This is a genomic window from Streptomyces sp. NPDC097129 (assembly GCF_055668065.1).
The window spans coordinates 397,312-420,033 of record NZ_JBVOQE010000007.1; the positions used below are offsets into that span (position 1 = coordinate 397,312).

Sequence of the window (22,722 nt, forward strand, 5' to 3'; positions counted from 1 at the left end):
GCAACGCCGCAATGGCAGCGTTACGGCCACGCAACGGGGCGCGGAGAGGATGGCTCACCGTGCCCCGTTCGCGCGGCAGAATGCTCGGCACCGATCGGGGACTTGCAAAAAGCCGATCACAGCCGAGCACTATTTAAAGCAGGGGCGCTACGCGCGTAGAGCGGCCCCTTTCCTGAGGAGAGTGCGCCATCGACGCGACCAGCAGCCCTCCGCTCACCGCTTCGTCGACCATCGCGGTAGAGCTGGCGGGGATCACCAAGCGATTCCCCGGTGTCGTCGCCAACCACGACATCCACCTGACCGTGCGCAAGGGCACCGTCCACGCCCTGGTCGGCGAGAACGGCGCCGGCAAGTCGACCCTGATGAAGATCCTCTACGGCATGCAGAAGCCGGACGAGGGCACCATCACCATCGACGGCGAGCAGGTCAGCTTCTCCAGCCCCGCCGACGCCATCGTCCGCGGCATCGGCATGGTCCACCAGCACTTCATGCTGGCCGACAACCTCACCGTGCTGGAGAACGTGGCGCTGGGCAGCGAGAAGCTGTACGGCATCGGCGCCGGCGCCCGCAAGAAGATCAAGGAGATCTCCGACCGGTACGGCCTGGGTATCCGCCCCGACGAACTGGTCGAGAACCTCGGCGTGGCCGACCGCCAGCGCGTGGAGATCCTCAAGGTCCTCTACCGCGGCGCCAAGACCCTCATCCTCGACGAGCCGACCGCCGTGCTCGTCCCGCAGGAGGTCGACGCCCTGTTCGCCAACCTGCGCGAGCTGAAGTCCGAGGGCCTGTCCGTCATCTTCATCTCCCACAAGCTGGGCGAGGTGCTGTCGGTGGCGGACGACATCACCGTCATCCGCCGCGGCACCACCGTGGGCACGGCCGTCCCCTCGCAGACCACCCCGCGCCAGCTCGCCGAGATGATGGTCGGCAGCGAGCTGCCCACGCCGGAGACCGCCGAGTCCACCGTCACGGACCGGCCGGTGATCGAGGTGCGGGGCCTGACGGTCTACTCGTCGGGCATGGTGTCGCTCGGCGAGTCGTCTGCGAGCCTCCTCATGGACGAGGTGCAGCGCGGCGAGGTCAAGAAGGCCCTCGACGACGTCACCTTCACCATCCACGCCGGCGAGGTCATGGGCATCGCCGGTGTCGAGGGCAACGGCCAGACCGAGCTGATCGACGCGCTCATCGGCACCAAGCACGCCGACACGGGCACGATCCGCTTCCTCGGCGAGGACGTCACCGGCTGGGCCACCCGCAAGCGCCGCGAGTCCGGCGTCGGTTACATCCCCGAGGACCGCCACCGCCAGGGCCTGCTCCTGGAGGCCCCGCTGTGGGAGAACCGCATCCTCGGCCACGTCACCGAGAAGCCCAACGCCAAGGGCTTCTGGCTGGACCCCAAGGGCGCCCAGGACGACACCCGCCGCATCGTCGAGGAGTACGACGTCCGCACCCCCGGCATCGACGTCACCGCCGCCTCCCTGTCCGGCGGCAACCAGCAGAAGCTGATCGTCGGCCGTGAGATGAGCCACGACCCGAAGTTCCTGATCGCCGCCCACCCCACCCGCGGTGTGGACGTCGGCGCCCAGGCGCAGATCTGGGACCGCATCCGCGAGGCCCGCCGCGAGGGCCTGGCGGTGCTGCTGATCTCCGCCGACCTGGACGAGCTGATCGGTCTGTCGGACACCCTGCGTGTGATCTACAACGGCAGGCTGGTCGCCGACGCCGACCCGGCCACCATCACCCCCGAGGAGCTGGGCTCGGCCATGACCGGTGCCGCCAGCGGCCACCTGGAGCACGACGAGATCGGCGGCGACGCCGCCGCCCCGGAGGACGAGGCCCGATGAAGAAGTTCGACAAGGACCGCGTGCTCGTCGCGGTGGCCGGACCGGTCATCGCGCTCGTCCTCGCGATCGCCCTGACGTCGGTGGTCCTGGTCGCCTCCGGCAAGAACCCGTTCGAGCCGTACCGGCTGATGCTGGAGCAGATCGGCTACTCCGACATCCAGGTGCTGATCCTCAACCAGGCGTCGCTGTACTACATCGCGGCGCTCGCGGTCGCCCTCGGCTTCCGCATGAACCTGTTCAACATCGGCGTCGACGGGCAGTACCGCCTCGCCGCCATGATGACCGCCGTCGTCGGCGCGAAGGTCGCCCTGCCGAACTTCCTCGAGGTGCCGCTGCTGCTGCTGGTCGCGATCCTCACCGGCTCCCTGTGGGCCGGCATCGCGGGTGTCCTCAAGGTCACCCGGGGCGTCAGCGAGGTCGTCGCGACGATCATGCTGAACTCCATCGCCACCGCCCTCATCGGCTACCTCACCCTCACCGACGTGTGGGGCCGGCAGGTCGGCAACAACATGACGACCGGGATCATGCACGAGTCCGGCTGGATCCCCGGCATCAACCTGGGCTCCGACGTCGGAGAGATCTACGGCCTGGTCTTCCTCGCCCTGCTGCTGGGCATCCTGTACTGGCTCGTCCTGAACCGCACCCGCTTCGGCTTCGACCTGCGCGCCACCGGCGCCTCCGAGACCGCCGCCGCGGCCTCCGGCGTCGACGCCAAGCGCATGGTGCTCGTCTCCATGCTGATCTCCGGCGGTGTGGCCGGCCTGTCCGGTCTGCCGCTGCTGCTCGGCGACGCCCACACCTACAGCCTGAGCTTCCCGGCGGGCCTCGGCTTCACCGCCATCGGCATCGCCCTGCTCGGCCGCAACCACCCCGGCGGCATCGCGTTCGCCGCGCTGCTGTGGGCCTTCCTCGACAAGGCGTCCCCCGCACTCGACTACGCGACCCCGGTGGCGTACGAGAAGGAGATCGCCACGATCATGCAGGGCCTGATCGTCTTCGCGGTCGTCATCTCCTACGAGGCCGTACGGCAGTGGGGCCTGCGCCGCCAGCAGAAGCGGGTCGGCGCCGAGCTCGCCGCCGCCGCTCAGAACACCCAGAACAAGGAGGTGGCGGCCTGATGTCCACCGCGACCATCGCCAAGCCGCAGGCGAAGAAGCCCGGCCGGGGCGGCCGCCGCATGTCGCTCCCGGTGCTGCTGCTGGTCATCGCCGGCGTGCTGGTCCTGACCTCGGCCGTCCGCCTGATCACCGACGCCGACGGCATCACCTCCACCGGCCAGATGTCCACGGCGCTGCGCCTGGCCGTGCCGATCGGCCTCGCCGGCCTCGGCGGCCTGTGGGCCGAGCGCGCGGGCGTCGTCAACATCGGCCTCGAGGGCATGATGATCCTCGGCACCTGGTTCGGTGCCTGGGCCGGCTACCAGTGGGGCCCGTGGACCGGTGTCGCCTTCGGCATCATCGGCGGCGCGCTCGGCGGCATCCTGCACGCCATCGCCACCGTCACCTTCAACGTCAACCACATCGTCTCCGGTGTGGCGCTGAACATCCTGGCCCTCGGCACCACCCGGTATCTGTCGAAGTTCACCTTCGAGGGGGTCCCGCAGGGCTCCTCCAAGCAGTCCCCGCCGATCGACTCGCTGGGCACCTTCTCCATCCCAGGTCTGTCCAGCGCGCTGGACACCCTCAACGGCAAGCACTGGTTCCTGATCTCCGACATCGCCGGCCTGCTCGGTGGTCTGATCACCGACCTGTCCCCGCTGACCGTGATCGCGGTGGCGCTGGTCCCGGCGACCTGGTGGGTGCTGTGGCGCACCTCCTTCGGCCTGCGGCTGCGCTCCTGCGGCGAGAACCCGGTCGCCGCCGAGTCCCTCGGCGTCAACGTCTACAAGTACAAGTACATCGCGGTGATCATCTCCGGCGGCTTCGCCGGCCTCGGCGGCGCGTTCCTGTCGATCGTCGCCTCCAACGTCTACCTGGACGGCCAGACCGCCGGACGCGGTTACATCGGCCTCGCGGCGATGATCTTCGGCAACTGGATGCCGGGCGGCCTGGCCCTCGGCGCGGGCCTGTTCGGCTACACCGACAGCCTCAACCTGCGCGGCGGCACCACCAACGTGCACGCGCTGATCCTGCTGCTGGCGATCCTGCTCGTGGCCGGGGCGGTCTACCAGGCGTGGAGGAAGAAGTACGTCCCCGCCGCGATCACCCTCGTCATCTCCGCGCTGATGTTCGCCTGGTACGCCGGCACGGACGACGTGCCCAAGCAGGTCGTGACGGCCACGCCGTACATCGTCACCCTGCTCGTGCTCTCGCTGTCCGCGCAGAAGCTGCGCATGCCGAAGGCGGACGGTCTGCCGTACCGCAAGGGGCAGGGCAAGTGACTCCGCCCGGCGCGGCCGGCGTCGACTGGGAGGCGCTGCGCGCCGTGGCCCGCGAGGCGATGACCCGCGCGTACGCCCCCTACTCGGGCTACCCGGTCGGGGTCGCCGCCCTCGTCGACGACGGCCGCACGGTCTCCGGCTGCAACGTGGAGAACGCCTCCTACGGCATCGGCCTGTGCGCCGAGTGCGGGCTGGTCTCGGAGCTGGCCCGCACCGGCGGCGGCCGGCTGACGCACTTCACGTGCGTGGACGGCCGGGGCGACATCCTCGTGCCGTGCGGCCGCTGCCGCCAGCTGCTGTACGAGTTCGGCGGTCCGGACCTGCTGCTGGAGACCCCGGAGGGCGTCCTGCCGCTGTCCCGGATGCTTCCCCAGGCCTTCGGCCCGGACCACCTCACCCGGTAACTCCCGCGCGGCCTCTCCGAGTCGGCTCGGAGGGGCCGCGCATTTCTTGAACGTCTCGGAAGGAACGCCATGGCCATGGACGCCATCTCCGTCATCCGCACCAAGCGCGACCGCGGTGAACTCAGCGACGAGCAGATCGACTGGGTCATCGACGCGTACACGCGCGGCGAGGTCGCCGACGAGCAGATGTCCGCGCTCGCGATGGCCATCCTGCTCAACGGCATGGACCGCCGGGAGATCGCCCGCTGGACCGCGGCGATGATCGCCTCCGGCGAGCGCATGGACTTCTCCTCCCTCACCCGCCCGACCGCCGACAAGCACTCCACGGGCGGTGTCGGCGACAAGATCACCCTGCCCCTCGCCCCGCTGGTCGCCGCGTGCGGCGCCGCCGTCCCGCAGCTGTCCGGCCGCGGCCTCGGCCACACCGGCGGCACGCTGGACAAGCTGGAGTCCGTCCCCGGCTGGCGCGCCCTGCTGTCCAACGAGGAGATGCTGCGTGTCCTCGACGAGGTCGGCGCGGTGATCTGCGCGGCCGGCGACGGCCTGGCGCCCGCCGACAAGAAGCTGTACGCGCTGCGGGACGTGACCGGCACGGTCGAGGCGATCCCGCTGATCGCGTCCTCGATCATGTCGAAGAAGATCGCCGAGGGCACGGGCAGCCTGGTCCTGGACGTGAAGGTCGGCTCCGGCGCCTTCATGAAGACGATCGAGGACGCCCGTGAACTGGCCACCACGATGGTCGGCCTGGGCACCGACCACGGCGTGAAGACCGTCGCCCTGCTGACGGACATGTCCACCCCGCTCGGCCTGACCGCGGGCAACGCCCTGGAGGTCAGGGAGTCCCTGGAGGTCCTGGCGGGCGGCGGCCCCGCGGACGTGGTGGAGCTGACGCTCGCCCTGGCCCGCGAGATGCTCGACGCGGCCGGTGTGCACGGCACGGACCCGGCGAAGGCGCTGGCCGACGGCTCCGCGATGGACGCCTGGCGCCGCATGATCGCGGCCCAGGGCGGCGACCCGGACGCGAAGCTGCCGGTGGCCCGCGAGCAGCATGTGATCAAGGCGCCGTCGTCGGGCGTCCTGACCCGCCTGGACGCCTACGACATCGGTGTCGCCGCCTGGCGCCTGGGCGCGGGCCGTGCCCGCAAGGAGGACCCGGTCCAGGCGGGGGCGGGCGTGGAGATGCACGCCAAACCCGGCGACACGGTGACCGAGGGCCAGCCGCTCCTCACCCTCCACACGGACACCCCGGACCGCTTCGACTACGCCCTCCAGGCGGTCGACGGCTCCTACGACATCGCGGCCGCGGGCACGGAGTTCACCGCGTCGCCGGTGGTGCTGGAACGTATCGCCTGACCAGGCGTTTCCTCGTTCGGGTGAACGGGACCGGTGGACCCCTGCCGGTCCCGTTCGGCATGCTGGACTCGGGACGACCGATTGGAGACCGCCATGGGCGCACTCGCCGCCGAGTCCGGGACCCCTGAGGGCGCCGACTGGGACGAGGTCGTCCGTGTCTGGGAGGAGACGGACGCTCCCGAGGGCAGCAAGGTGGAGATCATCGAAGGGATCGTCACCGTGTCGCCTCCGCCGTCCGAAGAACACAACGACACTGCTGAACTGCTGCATGAGCTCCTGTACGGCGCACGTCCTCCCGGCTGCGATTGGGGCGTCTACCAGACGCTCGGCCTCACATGTCCCGAGACGGGCAGCCTCTTCGTGCCCGACCTGTGTGTGGTGCCCAGGGCCGCTCTGCGCCGCGGAACCCGCGTGCATGCCGGGGAAGCCGAACTCGTCGTCGAGATCACGTCCAAGAGCAACGCGAACCACGATCGCATCAAGAAGGCCCACGGATACGCCGTGGCCGGCGTGCCCCTCTACCTTCTCCTGGACGCATGGCACTCGGGGCGTCCCACGGCGACGCTCTACGGGGAACCGGACAGCGGCGCCTACCGGGTCCTGGCATCGGTGGAGTACGGCGAGGAGCTGACGCTGCCCGCACCGTTCAAGCTCGTTCTCGACACCGGTGTCTTCCCGCTCAGCTGACCCCGGTCACCCCAGCACCGCCGCCACCGCCACCAGTACCGGTACCGAGGCCACCGTCGACAGCAGGATCGACTCGCGGGCCAGGGACTCCGCGACGCGGTAGCGGCTGGCGTAGGTGAAGAGGTTCTGCGCGGCCGGGAGGGCGGAGGTCACCACCACGTCCAGCAGGGCCGCGCCGTGCAGGCCGAAGACGGCCCGCGCCAGCACCCAGGCCACCAGCGGCTGGCCCACCGACTTCAGCGCCACCGACAGCAGCACCGGCAGCCGGTCCCGGCCCCGGCCCGGCGCCGCGCTGCCGTACAGGGAGATGCCGAAGGCGAGCAGCGACGCCGGGACCGACATGTTGCCGATCAGCTTGAGCGGGTCCATGACCGGGCCGGGGACGTGCACGCCGGCCGCCGACACCAGGACCCCGGCCAGGGAGCCCACCGCGACCGGATTGCGCAGCGGTGTCAGCAGCCGCTGCCACAGCGGTCCCTTCTCGCCGCGCCCCGACAGGTCCAGCACCGCCAGGGCGAGCGGGGTGACCAGGATCAGCTGGAAGAGCATCACGGGGGCGACGAGCGAGGCGTCGCCGAGGACGTACACGGCGATCGGAATGCCGAGGTTGCCGGAGTTGACGTAACCGGCGCACAGGGCGCCGATCGTGGTGCGGCCCACGCCCCAGCGGCGCAGCATTCCCACCGCCACGAAGACGCCCACGACGGCCGCCGTGCTCAGCGCCGTCACCAGCAGCCGGCTGGAGAAGACCACCGACAGGTCGGCCCGCGCGAGCGTGGTGAACAGCAGCGCCGGGGTCGCCACATGGAAGGCGAGCGCGGTCAGTACGTCACGGCCCTGCTCCCCGAGCGAGCCGAGCCGCCCCAGCACATACCCCACACCGATGACGACCGCGATCACCGCGAACCCGCTCAGCACCCCCTGCACAGCGCCTCCTCGGCGAGCGGGGGAACGCCGGACATCGGTGGTGGTGCTGGCTCACAGGGCATGGCGATCACCCTGCTCGGCGCGGCCGAGCCGGGTCAATGTGATCCTCGCCGGCATCCCCCGGCGCCCGCCCCGATGAGTTCCGCACACCCGCGCGGTCTACCGCACGTGGATGCCATGACACCGCCCGTGCTCGCGCTGCCCGGCCCCGTCTCCCGCGACGAGGTGGCGGGGCTGTGCGACGACGTGCGGACGCTGCTGGAGACCGGCGGGGCCGGCGTCGTCGTCTGCGACGTCGGCGGCCTGGGACCGCCGGGCCTCACCGCCGTCGACCTGCTGGCGCGGCTCCAGCTCACCGCGCGCCGGGCCGGCGGCCGGATACGCCTGCGCGACCCGGCCCCCGCGCTAACCGCCCTGCTGGACCTCGTCGGCCTGCGCTTCGAGCTGGAGGGGCAGCCCGAACAGCGGGAACCAGCGCTGTACGTCCAGGAAGCAGTGGAACCCGGTGATCCGCCCCTCTGAGATCTCCAGCGCCTGCACGGCCCACGCGGAGAAGCCGCCCGTCTCCTCCGGCTTGTAGTGCGCGAATCCGGGCAGGCCGTTGACCTGGACGGGCAGCAGCCGGGAGTTCGCGCAGGACGCGCCCAGCGTGGTCATGAAGCCGGTGATGTCCGCCGGGCCGGTCAGCCACAGGTCGAACGGCGGCATCGTCATGATCGCGTCCTCGTGCAGCAACGCCGTCAGCGCGGCCATGTCGTAGCCCTCGAAGGCCTGCACATAGCGCTCCAGGAGCTTGCGCTGCTCCTCGTCCAGCGGGTCCGACACCGCCGCCCCGGCGCCCGGCTCAGGCTGCTCCGCGAGCGTCGCGCGGGCCCGCTGCAGCGCGCTGTTCACCGACGCCACCGACGTCTCGAGCAGCTCGGCGACCTCGCTCGCCCGCCAGGCGAGCACCTCCCGCAGGATCAGCACCGCACGCTGCTTGGGCGGCAGCTTCTGCAGGGCCGCCATGAACGCCAGCCGCACCGACTCCTTGGCGACCGCCGCCTCCGCCGGGTCCTCGACCGTCGGCAGCACCCGCGCGTCCGGCATCGGCTCCAGCCAGGTGTTCTCGGGGCGCGGCGAGAGCGCCGCCTGCGCCAGCGGCGTCGACTCCGTCAGATCCATCGGCCGCGCCCGCTTGTTGCCGGCGGTCAGCATGTCCAGGCAGACGTTCGTCGCGATCCGGTACAGCCACGAGCGCAGACTGGAACGGCCCTCGAACTTGTCGTAGCTGCGCCAGGCGCGGACCATCGTGTCCTGCACCGCGTCCTCGGCCTCGAAGGACGAGCCGAGCATCCGGTAGCAGTACCCCGTCAGCTCGACCCGGTGCTTCTCCAGCCTGACGTCCAGATCCGCCGTCGCCGTGCCGTCACCCATCGTCCACCCACCCCTGTGGCCGTGTCCCTGTCCGCCGCGTCGTCGCAACCGGACACTTCGGAAGCTACCGCAGCCCACTGACAATGGCCTCCGGAGTGGACAAAGAGGCAGGTCAGGAGGGGGGTGCGATCAGTGCGCCGGCACCGGTTCGCGGCGGGCCGCCACCCGCGCCGCCCGGGTACCGAGCAGCGTGATCGTCACGACGCCCAGCACCGCCAGCAGGCCCACGCCCACCGTCCCGGCCCAGCCGCCCGAGTGGAACGCCATGGCGCCGACCGTGCTGCCGACGCTGGAGCCGACGTAGTACGCCGACTGGTACAGCGCCGACGCCTGCGCCCGTCCCCGCTCGGCCGTCTTGCTGACCGCCGAGGACGCCACCGCGTGGCCCGCGAAGAAGCCCGCCGTGATCAGCACCAGGCCCAGCAGCACCAGCGGCAGGGAAGGAGCCAGCGACAGCAGCAGACCCGCCGCCGTCGTGCCGCCGCCCAGGTACAGCGCGCCCCGCCGGCCCAGCCGCCCGACCAGCCGGCCCGCCGTGGACGCCGACACCGTGCCCACCAGGTACACCAGGAAGATCGAACCGATGACGCCCTGCGGCAGCGAGAACGGCGCCCCGGTCAGCCGGTAGCCGATCACCGTGTACACACCGCCGAAGACGGTCATGAACAGCGCGCCGATCGCGTACAGCCGCCGCAGCAGGGGGTTCGCCAGATGGCCGCGGACCGTGGAAGCCAGCACCCGCGGCCGCAGCGACCCCGGCGTGAAGTGCCTCGGCGCGGGCAGCAGCAGCCGGAACGCCACCGCGCACCCCACCGCGATCACCCCGATCACGGCCACCGCGGTGCGCCAGCCCCACTCCTGCGCGACCCAGCCGGTGATCACCCGGCCGCTCATCCCGCCGACGCTGTTGCCCGCCACGAACAGCCCGATCGCGGTGACCAGCGCCCGCGGCGTGACCTCCTCCGCGAGATACGCCTGCGCCGACGCGGGCAGCCCGGCCAGCGCCGCGCCCTGCAGCGCCCGCAGCACCACCAGCGCCCCGATCGACGGCGCGAAGGGCACCAGCAGTCCGAGGGTCACCGCCACCGCCAGCGAGCCGGTCATCACCGTACGGCGGCCGTAGCGCTCCGACAGCGCGCTCATCGGCAGCACGAAGAGCGCCAGACCGCCCGTCGCGGCCGCCACCGTCCAGCTCGCCTCGCTCGCCGCGACCCCGAAGTCACCGGAGATCAGCGGCAGCAGCGCCTGCGTGGAGTACAGCAGGGCGAACGTCGCGACGCCCGCGAGGAAGAGGGCGAGGCTCATCCGGCGGTAGCCGGGGCCGCCCGGGGTCATCCGGGAGCCGGGAGCGGCGGGGGAGGGGACACGAGCAGCGGCGCCCACGGTGGTGAGCGCCCCGGTACTGGCGGGAGTCATGCCACGACCGTAGGGACGAGCGCACTCATCCGTCCAATGCATGGAAACGCCATAATCGTTCCCATGGTGCATCAGCGAAGGTCACAGACGCGTCTGTCACCGTCCAGTGACACAGAAGACATGGCGCTGTCGCTCGCGCCCCGCCTGGCGTACTTCACCGCGGTCGCCCGCACCGAGCACGTCACCCGCGCCGCCCACGAACTGAACGTCCCCCAGTCGACCCTCTCGCGCGCGATGGCCCGCCTGGAAGCGGACCTCGGCGTCGACCTGTTCGCCCGCCACGGCCGCACCGTCTCGCTCACGCCCGCCGGCCGCACGTTCCTCGCCTCGGCCGAGCGCGCCCTCGGCGAGATCCGCCGCGCCGCCGACGAGGTCCGCGCCGACGCCGACCCGGCCACCGGCAAGGTCGCCTTCGGCTTCCTGCACACCATGGGCGCCGAGACCGTACCCGGCCTCATCCACGCCTTCCGCGCCGACCACCCCGGCGTCCGCTTCAGCCTGATCCAGAACTACGGCGAGGCCATGCTGGAGCGCCTGCGCGCCGGCGACCTCGACCTCTGCCTGACCTCACCCGTCCCCGACGCCCCCGACCTGGTCGCCCGCCGCCTGGACGAACAGAAGCTGCGCCTCGTCGTCCCCCTCGACCACCGCCTGGCCTCGCGCCGCCGCATCCGTCTCGCCGAGGCCGCCGACGAAGCGTTCGTCACCCTGGAACCCGGCTACGGCCTGCGCCGCATCACCGACGACCTGTGCCGCGAGGCGGGCTTCAAGCCCAGGATCGCCTTCGAGGGCGAGGAGGCCGAAACCCTGCGCGGCCTGGTGGCGGCGGGCCTGGGAGTGGCCCTCCTGCCCCCACCGGCGTTCCCCCGCCCGGGAGTCGCCGAACTGACGGTCACGGCCCCGAGGGCGGCACGGGAAATCGGCGTCGCCTGGCTCAACGGCCACCCCGACACACCCCCGGTGGCCGCCTTCAAGAAGTTCCTCTTGTCGAGAAGGGGCAATCTGCTCCCCTGACCGGCGACGCTACCGCCGTAACGTCGCCCCGAACCCGGAAGCCAACGGCATCCGCAACCCCAACGGCGGCGGAGCCTCCAACGCGTCGCGCACCGGCCGCGCGAACCCCCACCCGAACACCGCCCCCATCACGAAGTCGGCGGCCAGCGCCACCACCTCGTCCCGGTAGGCACGCAATCCGTGCCCGTCCCCGTGCACCTCGAACCGGCACACCTCCCGGTTGGACTTCTTCGCCCGCGCGGCGAGCCGGAACGACAGCTCCGGGTCCGTGCGCTGGTCGTTGGTGCCGTGCACGATCAGCACCCGGCGCCCCGCGAGCTGTTTCACCGGTTCGGGCGGCGCCGCCACGTCGTCCTCCGGCAGCCAAGGGGCCAGCGCCAGCACGGAGTTGACGGCCTCGTGACCACCCGCCCGCAGCGCCGCCCGCCCGCCCATGCCGATACCGGCGAGGCACACGGGAACGTCACCGTAGCGCCGTACCGCCTCGTCGGCGGCCCACGCGGCGTCGCCCGCGAGATGGGCGTCGCTGCCGTTCCAGCCGCGGCAGCGGTAGTGCACGACGTGGACGGCCAGCCCCTCGTCCCGGCCCGTGCGCACGAGGGTGCGGCCCAACGCCCGTACGGAGGCCGCCGCGAGCAGCGGCGAGGGTCTGCGCGTGGAGACCTCGTCACCGTTCGGGAGCAGCAGCACCACGCCGCTCACCGCCGTCGGTTCCGGACCGAGCGCCCGCCCCAGCCGGGCCGTACGAGCCGGCGTCACTTCGTGTGCCATGGCAGAACAGTCTCAGAAGCGCGGGTGTACGCCACCCTTCCTCGCGGTCACCGTTACATATCGGCGGCGATGTACATCGCGCTCTCTACGCGCGTAGGCGTTACAGTGCGGAAATGACGAGCCAGACCATCCAGAAGGGCAGAATTCCGACGCCGGAGCAGATCCGCCGGGCGCCCAAGGTTCTGCTGCACGACCATCTCGACGGCGGTCTGCGCCCCGCCACCGTCGTCGAACTCGCCCGGGACACGGGCTACTCCCAGCTTCCCGAGACCGACCCGGGCAAGCTCGGCCTGTGGTTCTGGGAAGCCGCCGACTCCGGTTCGCTGGAGCGGTACCTGGAGACCTTCTCGCACACCGTCGGCGTGATGCAGACCCGCGAGTCGCTGGTGCGGGTCGCCCGCGAGTGCGCCGAGGACCTCGCGGAGGACGGCGTCGTCTACGCCGAGGTGCGCTACGCCCCCGAGCAGCATCTGGAGGGCGGGCTCACGCTGGAGGAGGTCGTCGAGGCCGTCAACGAGGGCTTCCGGGAAGGCGAGCGGCTCGCCCGGGAGAACGGCCGGCGCATCCGCGTCGGCGCGCTGCTCACCGCGATGCGGCACGCCGCGCGCGCCCTGGAGATCGCCGAACTCGCCAACCGCTACCGCGACCTGGGCGTCGTCGGCTTCGACATCGCGGGCGCGGAGGCCGGTTACCCGCCCACCCGGCACCTGGACGCCTTCGAGTATCTGAAGCGGGAGAACAACCACTTCACGATCCACGCCGGCGAGGCGTTCGGACTGCCGTCCATCTGGCAGGCGTTGCAGTGGTGCGGCGCCGACCGGCTCGGGCACGGGGTGCGGATCATCGACGACATCGAGGTCGAGGACGACGGCACGGTCACCCTCGGGCGGCTCGCCTCCTACGTCCGCGACAAGCGCATCCCGCTGGAGCTGTGCCCCAGCTCCAACCTCCAGACCGGGGCGGCGGCGTCGTACGCCGAGCACCCCATCGGGCTGCTGCGGCGGCTCCACTTCCGGGCGACCGTCAACACGGACAACCGGCTGATGTCACACACCAGCATGAGCCGGGAGTTCGAGCACCTGGTCGAGGCGTTCGGTTATTCGCTCGACGACCTCCAGTGGTTCTCCGTCAATGCGATGAAATCAGCGTTCATTCCTTTCGACGAACGACTCGCGATGATCAACGACGTGATCAAGCCCGGCTATGCGGAGCTGAAATCCGAATGGCTGTTTCAGCAGACCGCCTCGACCAGCGGTTCTGTTCCCTCGGAAGACTGAGCCGCGGCATGACGGGCTGTGACATGCGGACGGGTGTTCACCATCCGTCCGCATTTCGATGTTTGCGGCCGGAGGCGTCCCGTGTTTACGGTCGTGGACCGCTCAATCCCCCGTCTCCATTCGAGGACGCATTTTCATGAAGCAGTCTGCTGCCAAGACCCTCGGTGTCGCCGCCCTCGGTGCCGCCTTCGCCGCTGCGGGCGCCGGCGCCGCGAACGCCGCCCCCGCCCTCCCGGACGCCTCCCAGGCGCTCGGCGGTCTGACCCAGACGCTGCCGGCGGAGAACGTCGCCAAGGCGCTGCCGGGCGCCGGTCAGGCGCTGGCCCAGGGGCCGGGCGCGGCCGGTGCGGGCCTGGCCGCCGCGCAGCCGGTCGTCGGCAAGGTGCTCGCCGACGGACCCGCGAAGCCCGTCACCGGGCTGCTCGGCGGGCTGCCGGTGCAGGGCCTGGGCACCAGCGGCCTGAACGGTCTCCCGCTGGGCTGACCCCCACGCCTACGCCGACGGGGCGCACCCCTGTTCCAGGGTGTGCGCCCCGTCGGCGTGCGTTCACCAGGCGGCCGTGCGGGCCTTGTCCTCGGACGGCAGGAGGATCCACAGGGCGATGTACAGGAGGAACTGCGGGCCCGGCAGCAGACACGACAGCAGGAAGATCACCCGCATCGTGGTCGCGGAGGTCCCGAAGCGCCGAGCCAGTCCGGCGCACACGCCGGCGATCATACGGCCGTGGGTGGGGCGGGTCAGGGCGGTCATGGTCGGCTCCTTCGCGAGCTGTCGTCGTGAGGCCACCGGACCGGCCGCCTCATCCGACATCCACGCTACGGGGACGAAGGGGGCGCAACGTCGCTCCACGGTGCGATCCCGACCCTGGGAATCGTCGGGGTACGACCCTGAGCCGGCTCCTCCTGGGGCAGGGGCGAGCGCCTGGCCCGGCGGCGCAGGCAGGCCCGGCCGGCGGGCACGACGAGCAGGTGGGCGACGGCCACACCGGTCGTGTTCAGCAGCACCGCGTCCACGTCGGCGACCTGCCCGGGCACCCCGGTCTGCAGCAGCTCGACGCCCAGCGACAGCAGCGCCCCCGCGACCGTGGTGCGCAGCAGGGAAGCGAACGGTGAGGCGTCCAGCCGGCCGTGCGCCAGCGGCAGCAGCACACCCAGCGGCGCGAGCAGCGCGAGCCCCGTGCCCAGCCGGCGCACCGCGAACGCCCCGCCCTGCGCCAGGTCGGCGCGGATCCCGGCGAACGGATGCAGATTGGCCGGCATCACCCAGGGAACGTCCAGCGGCCGCAGCGTGAACCAGGCGACGAACGCGAGGTGGGCGACGAGGAGGACACCTCCTGCCACACGGACGCGAGACGCGGCGCTGCCGCCGATGGAGCCATGACGCTGCACGCACCCCTAGACGCACCCCCCGGCAGGATCGGTTCCGCACTCCCCGCCCCCACGGGCATGAGGCGTCGGACACACCGGCCGCCGGCCGGGACCGCCCCCGGGCCTTCGCTGGGGCGTCAGGTCTCCGTGACCTCGGTCGACGGGGGTTCCTTCGTGCCCGGGCGGGAGCGGACCGCGCCGGTGCAGGCGTAGCGGCGCAGGGGCTCGCCCCGGGGGCCGCCCAGGATGACCGAGCCGTCGCCCTCGGCCGCCGCCGAGTCGGAGAAGGTGCACACGATCTGCGCGAGGGAGTACGACGTGAGGGCGCCCGGGGACGTGCTCAGCCGCAGCGCGTCCTCGGGGTCGCGCGGGCCGGGCCCGGAGACCGTCATGCCACCGCGCACGTCGGTGGAGTACCCGGCCTCCCGCTCCGCCGCCGACGGCGTCTCGGCCAGCTGGTCCAGCAGCCCCTGCGCCACCAGCACCCGCCGCTTGGAGTCCGCCGCACCCTCCGGCACGCGCACCACCCGGTCCACGGCCACCAGCGACGAACCGCACAGCAGGAAGACCTGCACCGGCAGCCCGCGCGAGGTCTGCGTGGACAGCTCCGGCTCGGCCAGCGAGCAGCGCACCCGGGAGGGCGCCGCCCCGAAGTCCGTCGGCACCTGCGTCGCCCGGATGCCGCACCCGGCCGCCAGCACGGCGAGCAGCGGTACGGCCAGCAGCCGTCGAGCCCTGGTCATCGGTCGTCCCCCTCCTGCTCGCGGCGCCTGTTCTCCCCGGCCCGCTCACGGCTCTGCTCCTCCTGCCGGGCCAGCTCCGAGGCGTCCCGCGGCAGCCGCAGCGTGAACACCGCGCCGCCCTCCTCGGAGTTGGCCGCGGTGATCTCGCCGCCGTGGATGTGGGCGTTCTCCCGCGCGATGGACAGACCGAGCCCGCTGCCCTCCGAACGCGGCCGTGACGCGCTGGCCTTGTAGAACCGGTCGAACACGTGCGGCAGGACCTCCTCGGGGATGCCGGGTCCGTGGTCGCGCACCTGGATGACGACCTCGCTCTCCGTCTCCCGCACCGACACCCGGACCGGCGACCCGCCGTGCTTGAGCGCGTTGCCGATGAGGTTCGCCAGGATCACGTCGAGGCGGCGCGGATCGAGCCGGGCGTGGATGCCGCGCGCGGCGTCCAGGTCGACGGCGTCCAGCCAGGCACGCGCGTCGATGCAGGCGGTGATCTGGTCGGCGACGTCGACGTCGTCCAGCACCAGCCGGGCCGTACCGGCGTCGAAGCGGGTGACCTCCATGAGGTTCTCGACCAGGTTGTTCAGGCGCCGCGTCTCGCTGACCACCAGCCGCACCGCGGGCTCGACCATCGGGTCGATGCCGCCGGTCTCGGCCTCCAGCTCCTCCTCCAGCACCTCGGTGACGGCGGTGATCGCGGTCAGCGGGGTACGCAGCTCATGGCTCATGTCCGCCACGAACCGCCGCGACGCCTCGTCCCGCGCCGCCATGTCCGCGACCCGCTTCTCCAGTGCCGCGGCCGCCTTGTTGAACGTCCGGGACAGATCGGCGAGTTCGTCGGTGCCCGACACCCGCAGCCGGGTGTCCAGCTTCCCCTCGCCCAGCCGCCGCGCGGCCACCCCGAGCCGCTGCACCGGCTTCAGCACGGTCGTCGCGGCGGCCTGCGCGAGCAGCGCCGCGCCGATCAGCGCCAGACCGGTGGCGATCCCCAGCGACCAGGCCAGCGAGTTGAGGTCCTTCGCCTCCGGCTCCAGCGACTTGAGCATGTACCCGGTCGGCCCGCCGCCGATCACCCGCGTCCCGGCGACCAGATACGGGGTGCCGTCCTCGACGATCCGCTGCCAGTACAGGTGGTACGGGGACTTGTTGGCGGAGGTGAGCTTCTGCTGCCGGTCCACCGCCGTCCGCAGCGACTTCGGCACCTCGTCCAGGGAGAAGCCGTTCAGGGCGCCGGAATTGCCGTACACCGTCCTGCCGCCCGCGTCCGTGGCCACCAGCAGCACGCTGAAGCGCTGGCTGCTGTTCGCCATCTGCCCTGCGGTGTGCTGCAGTTCGTCCTGGCTGGGGTGCGCCGGCAGCGCGCCCGCCCGGTTCTGCATCTCCTGCTGGAAGTCGCGCAGCGCCGCGTCCTGGGCGCGGGTGAGGACGGCTTCCCGGTTCAGCCAGTACGCGATGCCCGACGCGGACACGGCGGCGGTCAGCGCGACCAGCGCGAACACCACGACCAGCCGCAGGCGCAGGCTGGTGAAGCGCAGCCGGGACAGAACTCCCTTGCGATCCGCGCTCTCGGCGCGGGCCCCCTCGTGCTCGTTCGTCACTGAGGCGGATCCAGGCGGTAGCCGACACCACGCACGGTACGGATCAGCGTCGGGGACGAGGGCACGTCCTCCACCTTGGCGCGCAGGCGCTGGACACACGCGTCCACCAGCCGCGAGTCACCGAGGTAGTCGTGCTCCCACACCAGCCGCAGCAGCTGCTGCCGCGACAGCGCCTGCCCCGGCCGCCGGCTCAGCTCCAGCAGCAGCCGCAGCTCGGTCGGCGTCAGCTGCAGATCCTCGCCGTTCTTCGTCACCGTCATCGCCGAACGGTCGATGACGATGCTGCCGAAGGTCGCCGAGTCCGTCGACTCCCGCTCGCCGCGCCGCAGCACGGCCCGGATCCGCGCGTCGAGGACCCGCCCCTGCACCGGCTTGACGACATAGTCGTCCGCGCCGGACTCCAGACCGACCACGACGTCGATGTCGTCGTTGCGCGCGGTCAGCAGAATGATCGGCAACTGGTCCGTGCGCCGGATGCGCCGGCACACCTCGAAACCGTCGATGCCGGGCAGCATCACATCCAGCACGATCAGATCCGGGCGCTGCTCGCGCAGCAGCTTCAGACCGTCCTCACCGCTGGCAGCAGTCGCCACCCGGTGTCCCTGGCGCGTCAGTGAGAGCTCCAGGGCCGTGCGGATGGCGTCGTCGTCCTCGATCAGCAACAGGGAAGGCACGGGCTCATTCTGGCCCATGGAGGCGGCGTTGTTCACCTGTGGGTTGTGCAGAAGCGGCGAGGGCGGCATCCGGAGCTGTGCACGATCTTCGCTGTGACGGCCCGGTACCCCTGTGACACGTCTGTGACAGTCGGCGGACACGGCGATGAAAGTGCAGGGGCAAGCTTTTCGGCATCGGGCAGGGCACCAGCGCCCGAACCAGTTCGAAGACCGGAAAGTCCACGACGGGGGGCGCGAGATGAACACGCTGCACAGCACCAGCACCAGCGCAGTGGTCACGCGTCTGCACGACGTGCACCGGAGTCAGGAGAAGTCCGGTGTTGTGAGCGGGCGGGGGTGCGCTCGCGGCACCGGGCGTCAGCACACCGCGATCATGACGGTGGTTGACGGTTTCCCGGGGGAAACACACGGGGGAAGCGCGTACGGGGAGGACCCGGGGGAGCGGACGTCCCTGTCGGAGGCGGAGTTCACCGCCTACGTCCAGGAGCGCCGCGCCTCCCTGTACGCCACCGCCTACCACCTCACCGGCGACCGCTTCGAGGCCGAGGACCTGCTGCAGAGCGCGCTGTTCTCGACGTACCGGGCGTGGGACCGGATCACCGACAAGGCCGCGGTCGGGGGCTACCTCCGCCGCACCATGACGAACCTGCACATCAGCGCGTGGCGCCGCCGCAAGCTGAACGAGTACCCGACCGAGGAGCTGCCGGAGACGCCCGGCGACACGGACGCGATGCGCGGCACCGAGCTGCGCGCGGTCCTGTGGCAGGCGCTCGCCCGGCTGCCGGAACTCCAGCGCACCATGCTGGTCCTGCGCTACTACGAGGGCCGCACGGACCCGGAGATCGCGGAGATCCTCGACATCAGTGTGGGCACGGTGAAGTCCAGCATCTGGCGCTCGCTGCGCCGGCTGCGCGAGGACGAGGTCCTCAGCTTCGGCCGTGACCAGGAGGACGCCTTCGGGGAGCTTGTCGCCTGAAGGACCACGGGGGAACCCACGGGGGAGCCACGGGGGTGGCTCGGTCCGGGGGGACCGACGGGGGAACTCCACGGGGGACGTGGAGACACGGGGGAAACAGGGGATCACGGGGGATCCACGGGGGAAACAGGAGCGGGACTGGGGGGCCGGGGGGTCCATCCAGTCCCGCTCCTGCGTGTGCCCGGCCGGTCGCGCGTACCGCGGGCCCGGACCTTACGCCGCCGACCTCGCCCGGACCTGGCGTCCGGCCGCCGCTGCCGCGAGCCGGCCGAGGGCCTCGTCGAGGTCACAGCGGTGGGCGCCCAGCGCCGTCTGGCGGGCGATGATCGAGCGTTCGGCGCGCATCAGCCGCCAGCCGCGCCGCAGCAGGAACGGCACCGACTTGCGGCCCTCCTTCAGATCCCGGGCGAACCGCCGGCGGAACGTGGTGAGCGCGCCCCGGCTCAGGCACAGCGCGTCCGCCAGCAGGCCCAACTCCCGGCACCGCTCGACGATCTCGGCGGCGAAGATGCCCTCCGCGATGAACAGCGGGGTGCGGCCGATGCTCAGCGTGTCCGCGCCCGTGCGGGCGCTCAGCGCGATGTCGTACACCGGCACCCGGGTCGAACCGGTGGCGCACAGCTCGGCGATCGCGGCGACGGCGACCTCGGCGTCCCAGGAGAGCGGGTGGTCCCAGTCGATGTCGGAGCTGCCCTCCACCAGCGGGAGTGTCGGGTCGTCGCCCTCCTTGTAGAAGTCGTCCAGGCGCAGAACCGGCAGCCCGGAACGGGCGGCGACGAGGGACTTGCCCGAGCCCGAGGGGCCGCACAGCAGTACGACACGGGCGGGGGAGGGGCGATGAATGCTCACGGAACACCAGTTTGACGCATGGTGTCCCTCCTGCCGACCCCGCGGGTCGCCTTTGGAGCGCGCATCACACCTCAACTACGCTTCGCGTCGACGCGATTACGCACCGCATGCGTCGCGTGGCAGGATCTGGCAGGAACTCGCAGCAGGACACAGCTTCAACGCAGCAGAAGGTGGCACCGGCGATGGCGCGACACGACTTCCCTCAGACCTCGACCGGCCGTCGTGCCCTGGTCGCCCTGGCGACCGTGGGCGCGGCGATGGCCGCCGGGACGGCGACCGCCTCCGCGGACGTCCTCACCCCGGCGACCGGCCCGGGCTCCCCGCTCCTGGAGGTGCCGCACCGGGCCTCCTCCCTCGGCAAGGTCGACCCGCAGTCCGGCCTCACGGCGCTGACCGGCTCGGTCGGTTACGTCACCGGACCGGTCGCCGGCCTGAAGCCCAACCCCCTCGCCGGGACGGGTGTCGACCCGCTCGACAACGGCGCCGGCACCCAGGTCGCCGACTTCAAGCCGGTGGCCACGCAGGCGCTCACCGCCCCCCTGGCGCAGGCCAAGTCGGTCGGCAGCCTGCCGGTCGTCGGCCAGGTCACGGGCCTGCTCGGCGGGGTGCAGGGCGGCCCGCTGGGCTGACCCGCGTTCGCCGTACGCGTGCGAGAGCCGCGTCGCCCCCGGACGGAGGGGCGGCGCGGCTCTCGCGTGGGGGGTGGCGGTCAGTAGGACGAGCCGGACGCGCCCAGCGACCCGGTCGGGTGCCAGACCGTCTTCGTCTCCAGGAACGCCGTCATGCGGTCGGTGCCCGGCGTCGCGAAATAATCCACAGGCTGTGGACGCAGGACGCGCTTGAGGTTGTCCGCCGCCGCGATCTCCAGTTCCTTCGCCAGCTCCTCGCCGGCGCCCGCGAGGTCGATCGCGTTGACGTCCTGGTGCGCGGCCAGCGGCCCCGCGATCTCCGCCGTGGCGCCGGACAGGACGTTGACGACACCGCCGGGCACGTCGGAGGTGGCCAGCACCTCGGCGAGGGACAGCGCGGGCAGCGGAGCCTTCTCGGAGGCGACGACCACGGCCGTGTTGCCGGTGGCGATCACGGGCGCGAGCACCGAGACCAGGCCCAGGAAGGACGACTCCTGCGGCGCCACCACGGCGACCACGCCGGTCGGCTCCGGGGAGGAGAGGTTGAAGTACGGGCCCGCGACCGGGTTGGCGCCGCCGATCACCTGGGCGATCTTGTCGGTCCAGCCCGCGTACCAGACCCAGCGGTCGATGGTGGCGTCCACGACCGCGGCCGCCTTCGACTTCGACAGGCCCTCCGCGTCCGCCACCTCGCGCACGAACTGGTCCCGGCGGCCCTCCAGCATCTCCGCGACGCGGTACAGCACCTGGCCGCGGTTGTAGGCGGTCGCGCCGGACCAGCCGCCGAACGCCTTGCGCGCGGCCACGACCGCGTCACGGGCGTCCTTGCGGGAGGACTGCGGGGCGTTCGCCAGCCACTTGCCCTTGGAGTCGCTCACCTCGTACACCCGGCCGCTCTCGGAACGCGGGAACTTCCCGCCCACGTACAGCTTGTAGGTCTTGAAGACGGAAAGCCGCTGCTCATCAGACATCGAGGTACGCCTCCAGGCCGTGGCGGCCGCCCTCGCGGCCGAAGCCCGACTCCTTGTAGCCGCCGAAGGGCGACGCCGGGTCGAACTTGTTGAACGTGTTGGACCAGACGACACCGGCGCGCAGCTTGTTCGCGACGGCGAGGATCCGCGACCCCTTCTCGGTCCAGATGCCCGCGGACAGCCCGTACGGCGTGTTGTTCGCCTTGGCGACCGCCTCGTCCGGGGTGCGGAAGGTGAGGACCGACAGCACCGGGCCGAAGATCTCGTCACGGGCGACGGTGTGCGCCTGCGTGACGTTGGTGAAGAGGGTCGGCGCGAACCAGTAGCCGCTCTCGGGCAGTTCGCAGGCCGGGGACCAGCGCTCGGCGCCCTCGGCCTCGCCCCGCTCGACGAGGGTGGTGATCCGGGAGAGCTGCTCGGCGGAGTTGATCGCGCCGATGTCGGTGTTCTTGTCCAGCGGGTCGCCGAGGCGCAGCGTGGACAGCCGGCGCTTGAGGGAGTCCAGCAGCTCGTCCTGGACCGACTCCTGCACCAGCAGACGGCTGCCGGCGCAGCACACCTGGCCCTGGTTGAAGAAGATGCCGTTGACGATGCCCTCGACGGCCTGGTCGAGGGGGGCGTCGTCGAAGACGATGTTGGCGCCCTTGCCGCCCAGTTCGAGGGTGAGCTTCTTGCGCGTGCCCGCGACCGTCCGGGCGATCTGCTTGCCGACGGCCGTGGAGCCGGTGAAGGCGACCTTGTTCACGTCGGGGTGCGCGACGAGCGCGGCGCCCGCGTCGCCGTAACCGGGAAGGATGTTCACGACACCCTTGGGCAGGCCCGCCTGGCGGCAGATGTCCGCGAAGAACAGGGCGGACAGCGGGGTCGTCTCGGCCGGCTTCAGCACGACGGTGTTGCCGGTGGCCAGCGCCGGGGCGATCTTCCACGCCAGCATCAGCAGCGGGAAGTTCCAGGGGATGACCTGGCCGGCGACGCCCAGCGGACGCGGATTCGCACCGAAGCCGGCATGGCCGAGCTTGTCGGCCCAGCCCGCGTAGTAGAAGAAGTGCGCGGCGACCAGCGGGAGGTCGGCGTCGCGGGTCTCCCTGATCGGCTTGCCGTTGTCCAGGGTCTCCAGGACGGCCAGCTCGCGGCTGCGCTCCTGGACGATCCGGGCGATGCGGAAGAGGTACTTGGCGCGCTCGGAGCCGGGCAGCGCCGACCACTTCTCGAACGCCTTGCGGGCGGCCTTCACCGCGCGGTCGACGTCCGCCTCGCCGGCCTGGGCGACCTCGGAGAGGACCTCCTCCGTCGACGGGCTGACCGTCTTGAAGACCTTGCCGTCGGCCGCGTCGGCGAACTCGCCGTCGATGAACAGGCCGTAGGAGGGGGCGATGTCGACGACCGAGCGCGACTCGGGCGCGGGGGCGTACTCGAACACGGATGCCATGGGGA

The 22,722-nt window shown here is 71.6% G+C and carries 24 protein-coding genes; 12 read left to right on the forward strand and 12 right to left on the reverse strand.

Annotation, left to right across the window (positions count from 1 at the left end):
* Window positions 1–230: 230 nt before the first annotated feature.
* The 6 genes from AC0B9F_RS22480 to AC0B9F_RS22505 all read left to right on the forward strand — a co-directional run bounded on the left by AC0B9F_RS22480 (window position 231) and on the right by AC0B9F_RS22505 (window position 6,668).
* Window positions 231–1,844, forward strand: coding sequence for an ABC transporter ATP-binding protein (locus AC0B9F_RS22480; protein WP_472005346.1), 1,614 nt, complete (start codon window positions 231–233; stop codon window positions 1,842–1,844).
* Window positions 1,841–2,962 carry an ABC transporter permease gene (locus tag AC0B9F_RS22485; RefSeq protein WP_472005251.1) on the forward strand — a complete coding sequence of 374 codons (1,122 nt, stop codon included), beginning with the start codon at window positions 1,841–1,843 and terminating at the stop codon, window positions 2,960–2,962. Before AC0B9F_RS22480 ends, AC0B9F_RS22485 begins: the two co-directional genes overlap by 4 nt.
* On the forward strand, window positions 2,962–4,224 hold the full coding sequence (locus tag AC0B9F_RS22490) for an ABC transporter permease (RefSeq protein WP_472005253.1): 1,263 nt from the start codon (window positions 2,962–2,964) through the stop codon (window positions 4,222–4,224). The genes AC0B9F_RS22485 and AC0B9F_RS22490 overlap by 1 nt, the downstream gene beginning before the upstream one ends.
* Window positions 4,221–4,628, forward strand: a complete 408-nt coding sequence (locus tag AC0B9F_RS22495; RefSeq protein ID WP_472005255.1) for a cytidine deaminase — start codon at window positions 4,221–4,223, stop codon at window positions 4,626–4,628. The genes AC0B9F_RS22490 and AC0B9F_RS22495 overlap by 4 nt, the downstream gene beginning before the upstream one ends.
* Window positions 4,629–4,703: 75 nt before the next feature.
* Window positions 4,704–5,981, forward strand: coding sequence for a thymidine phosphorylase (locus tag AC0B9F_RS22500; RefSeq protein WP_472005257.1), 1,278 nt, complete (start codon window positions 4,704–4,706; stop codon window positions 5,979–5,981).
* 93 nt (window positions 5,982–6,074) lie between these two features.
* Window positions 6,075–6,668: a Uma2 family endonuclease gene (locus tag AC0B9F_RS22505; protein WP_472005259.1), complete on the forward strand. Its 594-nt coding sequence runs from the start codon at window positions 6,075–6,077 to the stop codon at window positions 6,666–6,668.
* A 6-nt stretch (window positions 6,669–6,674) separates the two neighbouring features.
* Here the strand turns inward: AC0B9F_RS22505 and AC0B9F_RS22510 are convergent, their stop codons facing one another.
* The gene (locus AC0B9F_RS22510) at window positions 6,675–7,595 is read right to left on the reverse strand and encodes an AEC family transporter (RefSeq protein ID WP_472005261.1); all 921 of its coding nucleotides are present in this window, start codon (window positions 7,593–7,595) and stop codon (window positions 6,675–6,677) included.
* A 135-nt stretch (window positions 7,596–7,730) separates the two neighbouring features.
* Between AC0B9F_RS22510 and AC0B9F_RS22515 the strand changes: the two genes are divergently transcribed.
* On the forward strand, window positions 7,731–8,117 hold the full coding sequence (locus AC0B9F_RS22515; protein WP_472005263.1) for an STAS domain-containing protein: 387 nt from the start codon (window positions 7,731–7,733) through the stop codon (window positions 8,115–8,117).
* Here AC0B9F_RS22515 and AC0B9F_RS22520 read toward each other — a convergent pair.
* Window positions 8,001–9,011, reverse strand: coding sequence for a sigma-70 family RNA polymerase sigma factor (locus AC0B9F_RS22520; RefSeq protein WP_472005265.1), 1,011 nt, complete (start codon window positions 9,009–9,011; stop codon window positions 8,001–8,003). The two genes, AC0B9F_RS22515 and AC0B9F_RS22520, sit on opposite strands and share 117 nt — an antisense overlap.
* Before the next feature lie 129 nt (window positions 9,012–9,140).
* A complete protein-coding gene (locus AC0B9F_RS22525; protein WP_472005267.1) occupies window positions 9,141–10,427 on the reverse strand; it encodes an MFS transporter in 1,287 nt (428 codons plus the stop codon).
* 63 nt (window positions 10,428–10,490) lie between these two features.
* Between AC0B9F_RS22525 and AC0B9F_RS22530 the strand changes: the two genes are divergently transcribed.
* Window positions 10,491–11,441, forward strand: a complete 951-nt coding sequence (locus AC0B9F_RS22530) for a LysR family transcriptional regulator (protein WP_472005268.1) — start codon at window positions 10,491–10,493, stop codon at window positions 11,439–11,441.
* Window positions 11,442–11,450: 9 nt separating this feature from the next.
* On the opposite strand, the gene AC0B9F_RS22535 is transcribed toward AC0B9F_RS22530, so the two are convergent.
* Window positions 11,451–12,212: a prolyl oligopeptidase family serine peptidase gene (locus AC0B9F_RS22535; RefSeq protein WP_472005270.1), complete on the reverse strand. Its 762-nt coding sequence runs from the start codon at window positions 12,210–12,212 to the stop codon at window positions 11,451–11,453.
* Window positions 12,213–12,325: 113 nt separating this feature from the next.
* Here AC0B9F_RS22535 and AC0B9F_RS22540 point away from each other — a divergent pair, with 113 nt between their 5' ends.
* Window positions 12,326–13,489: an adenosine deaminase gene (locus AC0B9F_RS22540; protein ID WP_472005272.1), complete on the forward strand. Its 1,164-nt coding sequence runs from the start codon at window positions 12,326–12,328 to the stop codon at window positions 13,487–13,489.
* Window positions 13,490–13,625: 136 nt separating this feature from the next.
* Window positions 13,626–13,973, forward strand: a complete 348-nt coding sequence (locus tag AC0B9F_RS22545; protein WP_472005274.1) for an ATP-binding protein — start codon at window positions 13,626–13,628, stop codon at window positions 13,971–13,973.
* A 63-nt stretch (window positions 13,974–14,036) separates the two neighbouring features.
* Here the strand turns inward: AC0B9F_RS22545 and AC0B9F_RS22550 are convergent, their stop codons facing one another.
* The 5 genes from AC0B9F_RS22550 to afsQ1 form a co-directional block, all read right to left on the reverse strand.
* Complete coding sequence (locus tag AC0B9F_RS22550) at window positions 14,037–14,240, reverse strand: PspC domain-containing protein (RefSeq protein ID WP_472005276.1); 204 nt, start codon at window positions 14,238–14,240, stop codon at window positions 14,037–14,039.
* 65 nt (window positions 14,241–14,305) lie between these two features.
* Window positions 14,306–14,878 carry a VanZ family protein gene (locus AC0B9F_RS22555; RefSeq protein WP_472005278.1) on the reverse strand — a complete coding sequence of 191 codons (573 nt, stop codon included), beginning with the start codon at window positions 14,876–14,878 and terminating at the stop codon, window positions 14,306–14,308.
* Window positions 14,879–14,994: 116 nt separating this feature from the next.
* Entirely contained in the window at window positions 14,995–15,600 is a 606-nt protein-coding gene (locus tag AC0B9F_RS22560) for a hypothetical protein (protein WP_472005280.1), read from the reverse strand.
* Window positions 15,597–17,189, reverse strand: coding sequence for an ATP-binding protein (locus tag AC0B9F_RS22565; RefSeq protein WP_472005281.1), 1,593 nt, complete (start codon window positions 17,187–17,189; stop codon window positions 15,597–15,599). Before AC0B9F_RS22565 ends, AC0B9F_RS22560 begins: the two co-directional genes overlap by 4 nt.
* On the reverse strand, window positions 17,186–17,863 hold the full coding sequence (afsQ1, locus tag AC0B9F_RS22570) for a two-component system response regulator AfsQ1 (RefSeq protein WP_472005283.1): 678 nt from the start codon (window positions 17,861–17,863) through the stop codon (window positions 17,186–17,188). Before afsQ1 ends, AC0B9F_RS22565 begins: the two co-directional genes overlap by 4 nt.
* Before the next feature lie 238 nt (window positions 17,864–18,101).
* Between afsQ1 and AC0B9F_RS22575 the strand changes: the two genes are divergently transcribed.
* A complete protein-coding gene (locus AC0B9F_RS22575; protein WP_472005285.1) occupies window positions 18,102–18,839 on the forward strand; it encodes a SigE family RNA polymerase sigma factor in 738 nt (245 codons plus the stop codon).
* Between the two features lie 213 nt (window positions 18,840–19,052).
* On the opposite strand, the gene AC0B9F_RS22580 is transcribed toward AC0B9F_RS22575, so the two are convergent.
* Window positions 19,053–19,688 carry a uridine kinase family protein gene (locus AC0B9F_RS22580; RefSeq protein WP_472005287.1) on the reverse strand — a complete coding sequence of 212 codons (636 nt, stop codon included), beginning with the start codon at window positions 19,686–19,688 and terminating at the stop codon, window positions 19,053–19,055.
* A gap of 182 nt (window positions 19,689–19,870) precedes the next feature.
* On the opposite strand from AC0B9F_RS22580, the gene AC0B9F_RS22585 reads away from it, so the two are divergent.
* Window positions 19,871–20,317: a hypothetical protein gene (locus AC0B9F_RS22585; RefSeq protein WP_472005289.1), complete on the forward strand. Its 447-nt coding sequence runs from the start codon at window positions 19,871–19,873 to the stop codon at window positions 20,315–20,317.
* An 80-nt stretch (window positions 20,318–20,397) separates the two neighbouring features.
* Here AC0B9F_RS22585 and AC0B9F_RS22590 read toward each other — a convergent pair whose 3' ends face one another.
* Window positions 20,398–21,288, reverse strand: a complete 891-nt coding sequence (locus AC0B9F_RS22590) for an aldehyde dehydrogenase family protein (protein WP_472005290.1) — start codon at window positions 21,286–21,288, stop codon at window positions 20,398–20,400.
* Entirely contained in the window at window positions 21,281–22,717 is a 1,437-nt protein-coding gene (locus AC0B9F_RS22595; RefSeq protein ID WP_472005291.1) for an aldehyde dehydrogenase family protein, read from the reverse strand. The genes AC0B9F_RS22590 and AC0B9F_RS22595 overlap by 8 nt, the downstream gene beginning before the upstream one ends.
* Between the last annotated feature and the right edge of the window lie 5 nt (window positions 22,718–22,722).

Coding starts and splice junctions, on each gene's coding strand:
- AC0B9F_RS22485 (WP_472005251.1), top strand. CDS start 1,841: ATGAAGAAGTTCGACAAGGACCGCGTGCTCGTCGCGGTGGCCGGACCG.
- AC0B9F_RS22490 (WP_472005253.1), top strand. CDS start 2,962: ATGTCCACCGCGACCATCGCCAAGCCGCAGGCGAAGAAGCCCGGCCGG.
- AC0B9F_RS22500 (WP_472005257.1), top strand. CDS start 4,704: ATGGACGCCATCTCCGTCATCCGCACCAAGCGCGACCGCGGTGAACTC.
- AC0B9F_RS22505 (WP_472005259.1), top strand. CDS start 6,075: ATGGGCGCACTCGCCGCCGAGTCCGGGACCCCTGAGGGCGCCGACTGG.
- AC0B9F_RS22515 (WP_472005263.1), top strand. CDS start 7,731: ATGAGTTCCGCACACCCGCGCGGTCTACCGCACGTGGATGCCATGACA.
- AC0B9F_RS22520 (WP_472005265.1), bottom strand. CDS start 9,011: ATGGGTGACGGCACGGCGACGGCGGATCTGGACGTCAGGCTGGAGAAG.
- AC0B9F_RS22525 (WP_472005267.1), bottom strand. CDS start 10,427: ATGACTCCCGCCAGTACCGGGGCGCTCACCACCGTGGGCGCCGCTGCT.
- AC0B9F_RS22530 (WP_472005268.1), top strand. CDS start 10,491: ATGGTGCATCAGCGAAGGTCACAGACGCGTCTGTCACCGTCCAGTGAC.
- AC0B9F_RS22535 (WP_472005270.1), bottom strand. CDS start 12,212: ATGGCACACGAAGTGACGCCGGCTCGTACGGCCCGGCTGGGGCGGGCG.
- AC0B9F_RS22540 (WP_472005272.1), top strand. CDS start 12,326: ATGACGAGCCAGACCATCCAGAAGGGCAGAATTCCGACGCCGGAGCAG.
- AC0B9F_RS22545 (WP_472005274.1), top strand. CDS start 13,626: ATGAAGCAGTCTGCTGCCAAGACCCTCGGTGTCGCCGCCCTCGGTGCC.
- AC0B9F_RS22550 (WP_472005276.1), bottom strand. CDS start 14,240: ATGACCGCCCTGACCCGCCCCACCCACGGCCGTATGATCGCCGGCGTG.
- AC0B9F_RS22560 (WP_472005280.1), bottom strand. CDS start 15,600: ATGACCAGGGCTCGACGGCTGCTGGCCGTACCGCTGCTCGCCGTGCTG.
- AC0B9F_RS22575 (WP_472005285.1), top strand. CDS start 18,102: ATGAACACGCTGCACAGCACCAGCACCAGCGCAGTGGTCACGCGTCTG.
- AC0B9F_RS22585 (WP_472005289.1), top strand. CDS start 19,871: ATGGCGCGACACGACTTCCCTCAGACCTCGACCGGCCGTCGTGCCCTG.
- AC0B9F_RS22590 (WP_472005290.1), bottom strand. CDS start 21,288: ATGTCTGATGAGCAGCGGCTTTCCGTCTTCAAGACCTACAAGCTGTAC.
- AC0B9F_RS22595 (WP_472005291.1), bottom strand. CDS start 22,717: ATGGCATCCGTGTTCGAGTACGCCCCCGCGCCCGAGTCGCGCTCGGTC.